This window comes from Streptomyces sp. NPDC053474 (genome assembly GCF_044544845.1).
In the GTDB taxonomy this organism is placed as follows: domain Bacteria; phylum Actinomycetota; class Actinomycetes; order Streptomycetales; family Streptomycetaceae; genus Streptomyces.
In genome coordinates this window covers 336,209-349,592 of record NZ_JBITXV010000008.1, presented here as the reverse complement: position 1 = coordinate 349,592, position 13,384 = coordinate 336,209, and the positions used below count along the sequence as shown (strand labels likewise).

Here is a 13,384-nt window from a genome sequence, read left to right as displayed (position 1 = left end):
CGACGCCGGAGTCATGACCGCGACAGGGCTGCCCGAACCCTCTGATCAGCGGGTTCAGAGCTACATTTGAGGTTCGGGCCGGTCGGTGACGACGGTGCCCGGGGCGCCGGGCGAGGGCCGTGAGGTGCCGGAGACGTCGCCGCTCGGACCGGCGGGGGCGGGCTCCGGGGGCGTGCCGCCGGGCGCCGGGGGACCGGTGGGGCTCGCGGTGGAGGTCGCGGCGTTGCCGTCCGCGATGGCGTCGAAGTCGACGAGGCCGGTGCCTTCCAGCATGGTGATGTGGTCCAGGACGGTCTGGTTGGCGTCCGAGGCGAGCTGGCGCACCAGGGAGTTGCGGGTGCCGTCCCGCACCTGGGCGATCAGGGCGAACACCTTGCCGTGCGCGACGCGCAGCAGGTTCGCGAACTTGCGCTGGTACGTCTCGCCGCTCGCCGCGGTCAACTCCTTGAGCCAGCCCTGCTGTTGCTCGTTGGGCTGGTTGGGCAGCTCCACGTTGAGCTGCGCGGCGACCCCGCGCACCCGCTGGTCGAGGTCGGTGTGCCCGACGATCAGGTGGTCACCGGCCTCCTTGACGGCCTTGGTGGGCGCGCGCTCCACGGCCTGCTGCCCGGCCGGTATCTCCCACAGACCGGCGAGCCGCACCCGCACGAGGAAGTCCCGGTCGGTGGCCGACAGCGGGCCCCAACGCGTCGGTACGCTCCCGGCGTTGAGGTTCGCCTGGCCCGTTCCGGAGCGGTCGGCGTACGACCACACGGGGAACGCGAGCGCCCCCACGGTGACGACGAGGGCCGCGATGATCAGGGCCGTGCCGTTGATGTGCCTGATGGGCATGGTGCGCCGCAAGGTGCCTCCCGGGCCGCAACGGAACTGCTGACCAAGCCACTTGGTGGTACGGGAAGGTACGGGAGGGGTGGGCGGGGTGTTCACGGCGGGGCCCGGCTGTGACGGGAGTCACGCGCCACCCGGGAGAGGCGCCGGTACGGGGCCTGGAGCCTGGAGGCCGTGCGGCTGCGCGACGAGGCGACCCTGCGGGTGCGGCGCGCGGACCGCAGAGCGCTGTGGTGGGCGGTGGTCGACGTCGTCCTCGGCTTCCCCGCGGCGCTGCTCGCCGGGGTCTCCGGCGCGGCGGGCCTCGCCACCGCGGACGCGCGGGTGCCCGCGGCCTTCCTCGCGCTGCTCTCGGCGGGCCTCGCCGCCGGGGCGGGCTTCCTGCGCAGCGACACCCGGTGCGTCGCCAACAAGCGGGCCCGCAGGGCCTGGGCGGCCGTCCAGGACGAGGCGGCGCAGCGCTTCGCTGGAATCGCCGCACTGGGCCGTCGATCGCCTGCGGGTCCGTCGTGGCTGGTCGGGCCCGCGCGGCGGAGCCGCATATCGGCACAGCCCCGCGCCCCTTCGGGGCGCTGCCGAACCGCACCACACTTCCACAAGACCGCTGAGAAGCGCCAGGCGGCCCTGTCGGCGTACGAGGGTAAGGACGGCCCCGGGGTAGCCCGGCGGGGCCCGCTGCCGGGCGGTCGGGCCGGGGGCCGTCGTGGCGGTCAGGGGCGTCGCAGGGCCGGGTGGTCGGCGACCACCGTGCAGGAGCCGGGGGCGATCTCCGTGTAGCCCGCGTCCCGCACCACCGGGAGGCCGCTCGCGGTCAACTCCCGCCAGCGGGACGGCGGCGCGGTCCGCACCGCCAGGGCGAAACCGGCGTTCCGCCACGCCGCCCGGTCCGCCGCCGTCAGCTCCCACCAGGCGAGCTGCGCGCCGTGCCCGGCCTGCGCCATGGCCTTGCCCGCCGACATCGTCACCTCGGGGTTCAGCCAGAGCACCGGCGTGCCCGGCTCCGGGTCCAGGGGCGGCTCCGGGTCGTCCAGGTCCGTGCCCGACACCTGGAGGCGGGCCAGGTCCTTGGGCCAGCCGTCCAGCGGGACCGGCGGATAGACGCGGACCTCCGCCGCCTTGCCCGCGACCGTGATGCCGTCCAGGGCCTCCGCGCGACGCCACTCCGCGCCCCGCGCCCTGCGCACCACCTTGCGGATCCGGGCGTCCTGCCAGTCCCGCATCGCCTGCGCCCACGCGCCCTCGCCGAGGGACCGCTCGTCGCTGAGGATCGTCAGGACCGCGCGCGCCGCCGTCTCCAGGGCGTCCGTACGCGCCGGGGGAGCCGCCCGCTCGATGCGCGCCACCAGGGGCAGCACGAACTGCGGCGCCCGGTCGCGCTCGCTGGGCTCGGCACGGAAGGGACTGTCGGCCTGGGGTTCGTAAGCACTCACCGAACCAGTCTGCCAGGGACGCCCGACAGCGCCCGGGGCCGGTGCGCGAGGATGGGACGCATGGGACGTACGGGGGGCATCGGCAGGGGAACCACGGACTTCGCGCTACGACTGGACGGCGCGGGCCGCCGCTACGGCCTGCGCGGCCCCTGGGTGCTGCGCGGCGTGACCCTCGGCGTGCGCGCCGGGACCCTCACCCGCGTCCAGGGCGCGAACGGCACCGGCAAGTCCACGCTCCTGCGGCTCCTCGCCCGCGTCGACGCCCCCACCGAGGGCCGCGTGCACGGCCGCCCCCGCACCGCCTACGTCCCCGAACGCTTCCCGGCCGCCCTGCCGTTCACCGCCGCGGGCTACCTCACGCACATGGGCCGCGTGCACGGCCTGAGCGGCACCGAGGCGGCCCGGCGCGCCCGCGCGTGGCTGGAGCGCTTCGACGCCGCGGGCCACGCGGACACCCCCCTGCCCGAACTGTCCAAGGGCAGCAGCCAGAAGGTCGCCGTCGCCCAGGCCCTGCTCGCGGAGCCCGGCCTGCTCGTCCTCGACGAGGCGTGGACGGGCCTGGACGCGGCCGCCCGTGACGTCCTCGACCGCGCCGTCGCCGAGCACACGGCCACCGGCGGCGCCGCCGTCTTCGTCGACCACGACCCGCGACGGCTCGCGGGGCTCCCCGACGAGACGTACGAGACGACCGGCACGGGCGTGCACCGCCGCGCGGAGCGGCCCGCGCCGGACCCGGCGGCCGCGGGTCCCGCCGTGGTCATCGAGGTCCGCGGCCCGCGCGGCGCGCCGCTGCCGCCCGGCCTCCCGGGGACGGCCGAGCCGGGCCCCGAGCCGGACACCCAGTGCCTCCGCGTCGCGGAGCCGCACTCGGACCTGGTCCTGCGGGAACTCCTGACGGCGAGCCCGCCCTGGCACGTCATCGGCGTACGGACGGCAAAGGAGCGGCGATGACGGCGGCCCTGCTGCGGTACCAGACGGCCCTGCTCCTTCGCTCCCAGCGCTGGCTCGCGCCGGTCATCCTCTACGCGGTGTTCCTCGCCGTCGGCGTCCAGGGCGGGCAGCCCGTGCTCGACTCGCTCGCGTACGCGGCGGCGGCCCTGCTGCCCGTGACGGCCTGGCTGGTGCGGATCTGCGTCACCAACGAACCGCCCGCCGCGCGCGGTTGCACGGCGGCCGCCGCGGGGCCCGGGCGCGCGCACCTCGCCGCGCTGCTCACCGCCTTCCTGGCGGCGAGCGCGCTTGGGGCGGCGGCCGCCGCGGCCGTCGCCGTCATCAGCGACGCGGCGAGCACCGACCACCGGACGGCCGTGGCGCGCGGGCCCGCCGCCGCGGCGGGGCTCCTCGCGATGCTGGTCAGCGCGCTGCTCGGCACGGCCGTCGGCGCCCTCACCAGCAGGCCGCTGCTGCGCTCGCCGGGGCGGGCGGTGCCCGCGCTCCTGCTTGTCGCGCTCCTGGCCCTGGTGACCACGGGATCGCCCGCCAAGGCGGTCCTCACCGACCTCACGCGCGGATCGCGCGACGGCACGGTGCCGCTGCCGGTGGGGGCGGTCGCCGCGGCCCTCGCGGTGGCCGCGGCGGCGGTGGCCCTCGCCTGCGGGGCCTGCGCGCGCCGGGAGTGAGCCGGGCCGCTCAGCCGCCCTGGCTGTGGGCGCGGGCGGCCCCGATCTGCTCCGACACCCGGACCAGGCGGAAGCCGCGCTCGCGGAGCGCGGGGACGATGCGCCGAAGCGCGCCCTCCGTGGCCGGGGCCGCGCTGCGCGTGCAGTGCAGGACCACGACCGAACCGGGGCGCACCTCCCGCAGGACCTGGCGCGCCACCGCGTCCGGGTCCGTCGCGAAGGCGTCGCCGCTCACCACGTCCCACTGCACCGCCGTGACCCCGGCCGGGGCCAGGGCGCGCAGGGCGGCGCGGTCGTGGCAGCCGCCGGGGAAGCGGAAGTACGGCACGGTCCGGGTGACGCCCGCCCGCCGGAAGGCGGCGAACGCGCGCTCCACGTCGGCACGCGCGCGGTCGCGGGGCAGCGTGGGCAGGCCGTAGCAGTCGGCCGTGAAGGCGTAGTGGCTGTAGGAGTGGTTGGCCACCTCGAAGAGCGGGTCCCGGCCGATGGAGCGGGCCTGCGCCGGGTACTCCTCGGCCCAGCGGCCCGTCATGAAGAACGTCGCGGGGACCTTCAGGCGGCGCAGCGTCGCGACGAGCTCGGGGTTGTCGAACCGCTCGCCCCCGGTGGCGCGGGGACCTTGGCCCGCGGTCATGTCGGCGTCGAAGGTGAGGGCCACGGCGGGCCGCGCCCGCTCGCCGGGCGCCCTGCTGAACACCGGGGTCAGACCCTGCGGGCCCGGGGCGAGGGTGGGCGGGGCCGCGCGGTGGGCGGGGGCGGCGGGCCGCTCGGGCCGGGGCGCGGAGGCGGGCGCGTCGGGGGTGGTGCCGCAGGCCGTGAGGGCGGCCGCGGCGAGGGTGAGGAGGGCGGTCCACTTCCGGGTACGAGTGATCACACGCAGGACGGTATCGGCACACAAGCGGTAAATCGGGTAAGTGAGAGGTGGCGTCGCGGGGCCCGTTTGGCCTGGTGGGCACGGTGTGCCATCGTCCTGAGGGCGTCCATCGGCGCCCAGGGGAACCCGAGGAGTTGACGAGGCACCGATGTCCGAGACGCCCGACATCAGCTGGACCGAGCCCGCGGGGCCCGAGCCCGGGGCCGTTCGCGGAGCCCGCTGGCACTCCGAGAGCGGCGCGGCCGCCCCCAAAAGGGTGATCGTCGCGGACGACCGGATGAAGGCCGACAAGGCCTACCGCCTGGTCTGCGAGGGCACCGCGCTGCTGTGGCGCGGTGACTACCAAGGCGCGCGCCAGCTCCTGAAGGCGCTGGGGCGGCGCCTGGACCGCCTCACCCCGAAGCCCGGGTCGACCCCCGCGGAGACGTTCCACCGGCACCGCCAGTCCCGGGGCCACCGCGCCCGCGTGCTCGGCATGCTCCTGGTCGTCCTGGAGGACGACCACGCGCTCGACCTGCGCCGCGCCCCCGACGTGCGCCAGGCCTGCGCGGAGGCGTACGGCCCGCCCCAGGGGCGCACGGTCGTCTCGCTGCGCGAGCTGCTCGGTGTGATCGGCGCCCACGAGTGGCGCAAGAAGGGCGTGGAGATCCCGGCTGTCGGCGGCCGTATCCACCCGCACTACGGAGTGTTCTCGCCGATCCGCGGCGAGTACGTCGACCTGGTGGCCACGGCCCCGCTGCCCGCGCCCGCCCTCCAGGCGACCGGCACCGCCTTCGACCTCGGCACCGGCACCGGCGTGCTCGCCGCCGTCCTCGCCCGCCGCGGCGTCGGCCGGGTCGTCGCCACCGACAGCAGCCCCCGCGCCCTCGCCTGCGCCCGCGACAACGTGGAGCGGCTCGGCCTCACCGGCCGCGTCGAGGTCGTCGACGGCGGCGCGCTGTACCCGCGAGGCCGCGCCGCGCTCGTCGTGTGCAATCCGCCCTGGCTCCCCGCCCGCCCCACCTCCGCGGTGGAGCAGGGCGTGTACGACCCGGACAGCGCCATGCTGAAGGCGTTCCTCGCCGGGCTCGCCGCGCACCTGGAGCCCGCGGGCGAGGGCTGGCTGATCCTCTCCGACCTGGCAGAACACCTCGGCCTGCGCGGCCGCCAGGAGCTCCTGGACGCCTTCGACGCGGCGGGGCTCACCGTCGTCGACCGGCACGACGCCAAGCCCCGCCACCCGCGCGCCTCGGACCCCGGCGACCCCCTGCACACGGCCCGAGCCGCCGAGACCACCTCCCTGTGGCGGCTCGCCCCGGCCGGTTAGCCGCGGCTCCAGCGAAGCGCTACCCGTGCCAAGGGCCCGTGACGGCGAACGTCGTCCCCGGGTTGTAGCAGTTCACGTACATCGTGCGGTGGTCGGGGGAGAAGGTGACGCCCGCGAACTCGCCGTACTCGGGATCCTGCGGGGTGCCGATGGCCTGGGCGTTGCGGGCCATCGCGTACACCCGGCCGCCGCGCGTGACGCCGTACACGTGCTGGATCCCGCTGCCGTCCTCGCAGACCATGAGGCCGCCGCTGGGCGTCAGACAGATGTTGTCGGGGGACTCGCCGGGCAGCTGGACGTCCGTGTCCGGGCCGAAGACGATCACGAGGGTGAGGCAGCGGCGCGCGGGGTCGTAGCGCCAGACCTGGCCGTAGTGGTCGCCCGCCGAGCCCTCCGTTCTGCGCGCGTAGCTGGAGACGAAGTAGACGCAGCGGCCGCCCCAGTAGCAGCCCTCCAACTTCTGGGCGTGCGTGATGCCCTTCGGGCCGAAGTCCTGGTTGCGGATGGGCGTGGAGACCGCGAGCGGGTCCGGTACGTCGACCCACTCGACCCCGCGGAAGGACGCGCCGGTCTCCTGGACCGCCGACAGGTCGGGCAGTCCGGGCACGCGCATGGCCTGGAGGCGGCCGCCCGCGCGCAGCGAGCCCCTGCCGCCCTCGGGCCGGTCCGGCAGGAAGCGGTAGAACAGGCCGAACGGCTTCTGGAAGGCGTCCTCCGTCTCGTACACCACACCGCGCCACGGGTCGACCGCGATCGCCTCGTGCTGGAAGCGGCCCATGGCCGTCAGCGGGACGGCCCCGGTGCGGCGCGGGTCGACGGGGTCGACCTCGAAGATGAAGCCGTGGTCCTTGGTGTAGCCGTTCGTCCCGGCCTTGTCCTCGGTCTCCTCGCAGGTCAGCCAGGTGCCCCAGGGGGTCGGGCCGCCCGCGCAGTTGACGGCGGTGCCCGCGATGGCGACGCGCTCGCCGAGCACGTCGCCGTCGCGGTCGAGGGCGAGCGCCGTACAGCCGCCCTTGGCGGCCGGGTCGTAGGTCAGGCCCTTGACGGTCGGGACGCCGATCTTCGCGCCGACGCGGTTCTCGTGGTTGCGCACCAGGTGGACGCCGCCGCGCCGGCCGCGGAAGGCGGCCATGCCGTCGTGGTTGCTCGGCACCCTGCCCTCGCCGGAGCGCAGCGGGTCGCCCTCGCGGGACAGGACCTGGTAGCGGAAGCCCTCGGGCAGGTCGAGGAGTCCGGCCGGGTCGGGCACGAGCGGGCCGTAGCCCGCCCGGCCCTGGGCGGCCGCGGTGGCCGTGCCCGCGAACAGCTCCGACAGGGCGCCGGTGAAGGCGATGGACGCCCCCAAGGCGCCGGTGCGGGCGAGTACTTGACGTCTGGTCGCGCTGGGTCGTGTCGCGGACATGGGGCAACCTCCTGCTGGCGGACAGGACATGACCCGATTGTGTGTACCACGCGTCTCAGCCGTTCACGAGCCCCTTGGCGTCGCGTGCCAGCGCCGTCAGCCGCGAAATCGCCCGGAAGTACTTCTTTCGGTAGCCGCCGTTGAGCATGTCCTCGCCGAACAGCCGGTCGAAGGGGACACCGGAGGCGAGCACCGGCACCTCGCGGTCGTAGAGCCGGTCGGCGAGCACCACCAGGCGCAGCGCCGTCGACTGGTCGGGCACCGGCGTGACGTCGGTGAGGCAGACCGCGCGGAGGCCGTCGGTGAGGGCGCCGTACCGGCTCGGGTGGACGCGCGCGAGGTGGTCGAGCAGGTGCGGGAAGTCGTCCAGGCTCGCGCCCTCGGTGGCGTACGCGGCCTTGGTGACCTCCTCGTCCGAGTACGGCGCCGGGGCCTCGGGCAGGCCGCGGTGGCGGTAGTCCTCGCCGTCGATGCGCAGCGCTTTGAAGTGTGCCGACAGGCCCTGGATCTCACGCAGGAAGTCGGCGGCCGCGAACCGGCCCTCGCCGAGCTTGCCCGGCAGCGTGTTGGAGGTCGCGGCAAGGGCGACGCCCGCCTCGACGAGCTTGCCGAGCAGCGTGGACACCAGGACCGTGTCGCCCGGGTCGTCCAGCTCGAACTCGTCGATGCACAGCAGCCGGTGGCCGCTGAGGGTCTTGACCGTCTGCTGGAAGCCGAGCGCCCCGACGAGGTTCGTCAGCTCCACGAACGTGCCGAAGGCCTTCAGCGACGGCTCGGCCGGGGTGGCGTGCCACAGGGAGGCGAGCAGATGGGTCTTGCCGACGCCGTAGCCACCGTCGAGATACACCCCGCGCGGACCGGCGGGCGCGGCCTGCTTGGCCCGCCCGAACCACCTGCGTTTGCCCGACCCGCTCGCGTGCGCCCCGCCGAGCCCGGCCGCGAAGGTGCTCAGGACCCCGACGGCCTCGGTCTGGCTCGGCTGGTTCGGGTCCGGGATGTACGTAGCGAAGCGGACCGAGTCGAAGCGCGGCGGCGGCACCATCTCGGCGACGAGGCGGTCCGCGGGCACGTGCGGCTCGCGGGCGCACAGGGAGAGGGGGCCCGCTTCGGGTATGGGGCTCTGCCCGGAGGCGGCGGTGGAGGCTGACACGTCTATCCACTCTAGGCCCGGCCCGGGACCGTGTAAGACTGCCGGGCATGCGACGCCTGTTCCCTGTGACCGATCAGACATCCGAAACCGCCGGAACGCCGGGTTCTGTGACCGATCGCGAGTGGACCCTCGACGAGCTGGCCGAAGCCTACGCCTACCCGGACCAAAAGGGCCCCTGGCTGCGCGCCAACATGGTCTCCACCCTCGACGGCGCGGCCCAGCACGACGGCCGTTCCCAGCCCCTCTCCGGCGCCACCGACATGCGGATCTTCGGCGCCCTGCGGGGCCTCGCGGACGCCGTCGTGGTCGGTGCGGAAACGGTACGCCAGGAGGGTTACCGGCCAGCCCGCGCGCGGGAGGCCTTCGCCGCGCGCCGCGCCGGGGCCGGGCAGACGCCCGCGCCCGCCGTCGTCGTGCTCAGCGCGAGCCTGGAGCTCGACTTCACCCTGCCGCTGTTCACCGCGCCGCTGACGCCGACGCTCCTGGTGACCGGCGCCGCGGCGCCCACGGACCGGGTGGAGGCCGCGCGCAAGGCCGGGGCGGAGGTCGTGCTCGCCGGTGAGGGGGCCGGGGCGGAGCCCGCGCGGGTGGTCGCGGAGCTGGCCGAACGCGGGTTCGCCCGGCTGCTCACCGAGGGCGGGCCCCGGCTGCTCGGGCAGTTCGTGGCGGCGGGCGTGCTCGACGAGCTGTGTCTGACGGTGTCCCCGATGCTCACCGCGGGCGGGGCGCAGCGGATCGCGGGCGGGCCCGGGGTGCCGGTGCCGGAGCGGTTCGTACTGACGTCCGTACTGGAAGAGGCCGGGTTCCTCTTCACCCGATACCGTCGGTCCTGAGAATCAGCGGAATCCCCCGTTCCGTTTGCCGTCGGCGGGGCACACTAAAGTGCGCAGCCCCCGTCCAGGCACGGGGCAGGATGGTTTCCGCAGGGGCCTTGTCCACGGCCCACGGAGGAGAAGGGCGCCTGTCGTGTTCACAAGCGTATTGATGATCGAGAAGGCCCTGACGTCCGCCGACGTGGAGTTCGTCACCACCTTGCACGGCGAGGAGCCGGTCACCTTCCACGTCCTCCTGCAGCCGCGCGGGGACCAGGCGGACCGCCTCCTGCGGGCGATCGACGACGTGGCACTCGGCGAGCTCGACGAGGCGGTGCGCGAGGGGGGCGTACCGGAGGGCGACGCGGCCGTCGGCCCCGCCGAGCAGGCCCTCAGGGTCTCCCTCACCGCCCTGCGGGCCGCGGGCAGCACGGCCGAGGGCAAGCTCATCGAGGATCACCCCCTCGACGCGCTGCGCGAGCTCGTGGACGCGGCCGGGGCGGACGAGGTCATCGTGCTCACCGACCCCCACTACGTGGAGGAGTTCTTCCACCGCGACTGGGCCTCCCGGGCGCGCCACAAGGTCGGCGTGCCGGTCCTGAAGCTCTTCTCGCACAGCGAGAAGTAGCGGGCGCGGGAGCGGCCGGCGGCGCTCCGGCGGGGCTCCGGCGGGGCGGATAGGGTGGAGGCGCTCATGTCACCGTCACACCTCTCGGGAGAGAAGATGGCACCCGGCCTCCCCTCCGCCATGCCCCGACCGCACTTCATCGGCATCGGCGGCGCCGGAATGTCGGGCATCGCCAAGATCCTCGCCCAGCGCGGCGCCCGCGTCGCGGGCAGCGACGCCCGGGACTCCGCGACCGCCGCCGCCCTGCGCGAGCTCGGCGTGACGGTGCACGTCGGGCACGCCGCGGAGCACCTGGCCGACGACGCCAGCTGCGTCGTCGTCTCCTCGGCGATCCGCGCCGACAACCCGGAGCTGGCCCGCGCCGCGGAGCTCGGCATCCCGGTCGTGCACCGCTCGGACGCGCTCGCCGCGCTGATGGACGGCCTGCGTCCGCTCGCCGTCGCGGGCACGCACGGCAAGACCACGACCACGTCCATGCTCGCCGTGAGCCTGTCCGCGCTCGGCCTGCACCCCTCGTACGCCATCGGCGGCGACCTCGACGCCCCCGGCTCCAACGCCGACCACGGCACCGGCGAGATCTTCGTCGCCGAGGCCGATGAAAGCGACCGCAGCTTCCACAAGTACGCCCCCGAGGTCGCCATCGTCCTCAACGTGGAGCTGGACCACCACGCCAACTACGCCTCCATGGACGAGATCTACGAGTCCTTCGAGACGTTCGCCGACAAGATCGTCCCCGGTGGCACGCTGGTGGTCGCCGCCGACCACGACGGCGCCCGCGAACTGACCCGGCGGCTCGCCAAGCGCGGCACCGGCCCGCGGATCGTCACCTACGGCGAGTCCGCCGACGCCGACGTGCGGATCACGGACGTGACCCCCCAGGGCCTCAAGAGCGAGGTCACCGTCGTCCTCGACGGCACCGAGCTGCGCTTCGCCGTGTCCGTGCCCGGCCGCCACTACGCGCACAACGCGGTCGCCGCGCTCGCCGCGGGCGTCGCCCTCGGCGTCCCCGCCGCCGAGCTGGCCCCCGCCCTCGCCGCCTACACCGGCGTCAAGCGCCGCCTCCAGCTCAAGGGCGAGGCGCGCGGCGTCCAGGTCGTCGACAGCTACGCGCACCACCCGACGGAGATGACCGCCGACCTGGAGGCGATGCGCGGCGCCGCGGCCGACGCCCGCCTCCTCGTCCTCTTCCAGCCGCACCTGTTCTCCCGCACCCAGGAGCTGGGCCGCGAGATGGGCGCGGCCCTGGCGCTCGCCGACGCCTCCGTCGTGCTCGACATCTACCCCGCGCGCGAGGACCCGATCCCCGGCGTGACCAGCGCACTCATCATCGACGCCGCCACCGCCGCGGGCGCCGACGTACGGGCCGCGCGGGACAAGGAGAGCGCCCCGGAGCTGATCGCGGGAATGGCGCGCCCCGGTGACCTCGTTCTCACCATGGGAGCGGGCGACGTCACCGACCTCGGCCCGCGGATCCTGGACCACCTGGCCGCCCAGTAGGACCACCGCGTACATCGCGTACTTCACGTAAGGGGATGCGTTCCATGGCGTACGACGTCGAGAAGCCCGACGAGCAGTGGCGTGCGGAGCTGACCCCCGCGGAGTACGCCGTCCTGCGCCAGGCGGGCACCGAGCCCGCCTTCCGGGGCGAGTACACGGACACGACGACCAAGGGCGTCTACTCCTGCCGGGCCTGCGGCGCGGAGCTGTTCACGTCCGGCGAGAAGTTCGAGTCCCACTGCGGCTGGCCGAGCTTCTTCGACCCCAAGGACAGCGACGCCGTGGAGCTCCTGTCGGACACCTCGCACGGCATGGTCCGCACGGAGGTCCGCTGCGCCCGCTGCGGCTCCCACCTCGGCCACGTCTTCGAGGGCGAGGGCTACCCGACCCCGACGGACCAGCGCTACTGCATCAACTCCATCTCGCTGCGGCTGACGCCGGACGAGGGCTGACCGGCCGGGACGGCCCGCGACGTCCCGTCACGCGGTGAGCGTGAGCCGCAGTGACTTGAGGCCGTTGATGAAGTGCGAGACCAGGCGGGCGGGCGGGGCGGCGAGGCCGATGAACGGGGTGACCGCGAGCGACTCCTCGTACAGGACCGACAGTTGCAGGCGGGCGAAGTGCGCGCCCAGGCAGACGTGCGGGCCGTCGCCGAACGCCACGTGCGGGTTCGGGGACCGCGTCAGGTCGAGCCGGTCGGGGTCGGCGAAGGCGCGCTCGTCGCGGTGGGCGGCGGCGTGGAAGACCACCACCTTGTCGCCGCGCCGGATCCGCCGCCCGGCCAGCTCGGTGTCGCGCGCGGCGGTGCGCCTAAAGCTCAGCACCGGCGGGTGCCAGCGCAGCAGCTCCTCCACCGCCCCGGCCAGCGGGGCCGCGCCCGCGCGCAGGCGGCGCTGCTCGTCCGGGTGCTCGGCGAGCGCCAGCAGGCCGCCGGGCGCGGCCCCGCGCACGGTGTCGTTGCCCGCGACCGTGAGCAGGAAGAAGCACATCTCCAGCTCCGGCGCGCTCACCTCGGGCGTGGTGGCCAGCGTGGTGAGCACGTCGTCGCCGGGGTGGCGCCGCTTGTACGCCGCGAGCTCGCCCGCGTACGCGAACATGTCGCGCAGCATCGCGGGGGAGCGCGGGTTCACCGGCCGCCCGTCGGCGCCGACGACCGGCTCGCCCGCCTCGTCCGGGTCCTGGTAGCCGATGACGCGCCGCGTCCAGTCCAGGAGCAGGCCCCGGTCGGAGGGCGGCACGCCGAGCAGGTCCGCGAGGTTGAGGACCGCGTAGTCGTCGGTGACCGCCGCGACCACGTCGCAGCCGCCGTCCCCGGCGCGGGCCTCGGCGACGGCCCCCGCGAGGAGCGTGCGCGCCCGCCGCCGGGCCAGGGCCTCGAACCGCGCCACCCGGCGCGGCGTGAAGGCCCGGCTCACCAGGCGGCGCAGCCTGCCGTGGTCCGTGGACTCCCCGCTGCCCGACCGGAGCCGAGAGCTCGGGGAAGGATCCTGATTGAGCATCATGCGGCGGATGAACGGCAGGTCGTCCGGGTCCGGGTCGCGGATCTGGGTGGCGCCCAGATACGAGGAGTACGCCGTCGCGTCCTTGAGTACCGCCGTCACGTCCGCGTGCCGCGTCACCGCCCAGAAGCCGGGCCCGGCGGGCCAGCCGAGCACCGACGGCTCCTCCTGCCAGGCCACCGGGTGGTGGTCGCGCAGCACGCGGTAGCGGTCGTAGGGCACGGCTCGCGCGTACAGGCGCGGGTCGAAGACGTCCGGCACCCCGACGACCCCGCCGCCCGCCGCCGCGCGGCTCTCCGGCGCGGGGGCCCGGCGTACGGAGGGCCGCTCCGGGGTGGA

At 75.1% G+C, this 13,384-nt stretch carries 14 protein-coding genes; 8 read left to right on the top strand and 6 right to left on the bottom strand.

Annotated elements, in window-relative coordinates:
• Positions 1-60: 60 nt before the first annotated feature.
• Positions 61-825 carry a DUF4142 domain-containing protein gene (locus ACIG3E_RS21240; RefSeq protein WP_399618854.1) on the bottom strand — a complete coding sequence of 255 codons (765 nt, stop codon included), beginning with the start codon at positions 823-825 and terminating at the stop codon, positions 61-63.
• 177 nt (positions 826-1,002) lie between these two features.
• On the opposite strand from ACIG3E_RS21240, the gene ACIG3E_RS21235 reads away from it, so the two are divergent.
• Entirely contained in the window at positions 1,003-1,605 is a 603-nt protein-coding gene (locus ACIG3E_RS21235; protein ID WP_399618546.1) for a hypothetical protein, read from the top strand.
• Here ACIG3E_RS21235 and ACIG3E_RS21230 read toward each other — a convergent pair.
• Positions 1,539-2,258, bottom strand: a complete 720-nt coding sequence (locus tag ACIG3E_RS21230; RefSeq protein WP_399618543.1) for a peptidyl-tRNA hydrolase — start codon at positions 2,256-2,258, stop codon at positions 1,539-1,541. The genes ACIG3E_RS21235 and ACIG3E_RS21230 overlap by 67 nt on opposite strands.
• A 60-nt stretch (positions 2,259-2,318) precedes the next feature.
• Here ACIG3E_RS21230 and ACIG3E_RS21225 point away from each other — a divergent pair, with 60 nt between their 5' ends.
• Positions 2,319-3,209: an ATP-binding cassette domain-containing protein gene (locus ACIG3E_RS21225; RefSeq protein WP_399618540.1), complete on the top strand. Its 891-nt coding sequence runs from the start codon at positions 2,319-2,321 to the stop codon at positions 3,207-3,209.
• Positions 3,206-3,877 (top strand): ABC transporter, encoded by a 672-nt coding sequence (locus ACIG3E_RS21220; RefSeq protein WP_399618537.1) that lies wholly within the window; start codon positions 3,206-3,208, stop codon positions 3,875-3,877. The genes ACIG3E_RS21225 and ACIG3E_RS21220 overlap by 4 nt, the downstream gene beginning before the upstream one ends.
• A gap of 10 nt (positions 3,878-3,887) precedes the next feature.
• Here the strand turns inward: ACIG3E_RS21220 and ACIG3E_RS21215 are convergent, their stop codons facing one another.
• On the bottom strand, positions 3,888-4,751 hold the full coding sequence (locus ACIG3E_RS21215) for a polysaccharide deacetylase family protein (RefSeq protein ID WP_399618535.1): 864 nt from the start codon (positions 4,749-4,751) through the stop codon (positions 3,888-3,890).
• A gap of 148 nt (positions 4,752-4,899) precedes the next feature.
• On the opposite strand from ACIG3E_RS21215, the gene ACIG3E_RS21210 reads away from it, so the two are divergent.
• On the top strand, positions 4,900-6,057 hold the full coding sequence (locus tag ACIG3E_RS21210; protein ID WP_399618532.1) for a methyltransferase: 1,158 nt from the start codon (positions 4,900-4,902) through the stop codon (positions 6,055-6,057).
• Between the two features lie 19 nt (positions 6,058-6,076).
• Here ACIG3E_RS21210 and ACIG3E_RS21205 read toward each other — a convergent pair whose 3' ends face one another.
• Together ACIG3E_RS21205 and zapE are read right to left on the bottom strand one after the other, a co-directional pair.
• Positions 6,077-7,459, bottom strand: a complete 1,383-nt coding sequence (locus tag ACIG3E_RS21205; RefSeq protein WP_399618530.1) for an alkaline phosphatase PhoX — start codon at positions 7,457-7,459, stop codon at positions 6,077-6,079.
• 55 nt (positions 7,460-7,514) lie between these two features.
• Positions 7,515-8,609 carry a cell division protein ZapE gene (gene zapE, locus ACIG3E_RS21200; RefSeq protein WP_399618527.1) on the bottom strand — a complete coding sequence of 365 codons (1,095 nt, stop codon included), beginning with the start codon at positions 8,607-8,609 and terminating at the stop codon, positions 7,515-7,517.
• Between the two features lie 47 nt (positions 8,610-8,656).
• Between zapE and ACIG3E_RS21195 the strand changes: the two genes are divergently transcribed.
• From ACIG3E_RS21195 to msrB, 4 genes are all read left to right on the top strand, one after another.
• Positions 8,657-9,442, top strand: a complete 786-nt coding sequence (locus ACIG3E_RS21195) for a pyrimidine reductase family protein (RefSeq protein ID WP_399618525.1) — start codon at positions 8,657-8,659, stop codon at positions 9,440-9,442.
• Between the two features lie 133 nt (positions 9,443-9,575).
• Complete coding sequence (locus ACIG3E_RS21190; RefSeq protein ID WP_399618522.1) at positions 9,576-10,049, top strand: indole-3-glycerol phosphate synthase; 474 nt, start codon at positions 9,576-9,578, stop codon at positions 10,047-10,049.
• A 96-nt stretch (positions 10,050-10,145) separates the two neighbouring features.
• Positions 10,146-11,546, top strand: coding sequence for a UDP-N-acetylmuramate--L-alanine ligase (murC, locus tag ACIG3E_RS21185; protein ID WP_399618851.1), 1,401 nt, complete (start codon positions 10,146-10,148; stop codon positions 11,544-11,546).
• A gap of 44 nt (positions 11,547-11,590) precedes the next feature.
• Positions 11,591-11,998 (top strand): peptide-methionine (R)-S-oxide reductase MsrB, encoded by a 408-nt coding sequence (gene msrB, locus ACIG3E_RS21180; RefSeq protein WP_399618518.1) that lies wholly within the window; start codon positions 11,591-11,593, stop codon positions 11,996-11,998.
• Positions 11,999-12,025: 27 nt separating this feature from the next.
• Here msrB and ACIG3E_RS21175 read toward each other — a convergent pair whose 3' ends face one another.
• Positions 12,026-13,306 carry a cytochrome P450 gene (locus tag ACIG3E_RS21175; protein ID WP_399618848.1) on the bottom strand — a complete coding sequence of 427 codons (1,281 nt, stop codon included), beginning with the start codon at positions 13,304-13,306 and terminating at the stop codon, positions 12,026-12,028.
• Positions 13,307-13,384: the final 78 nt, after the last annotated feature.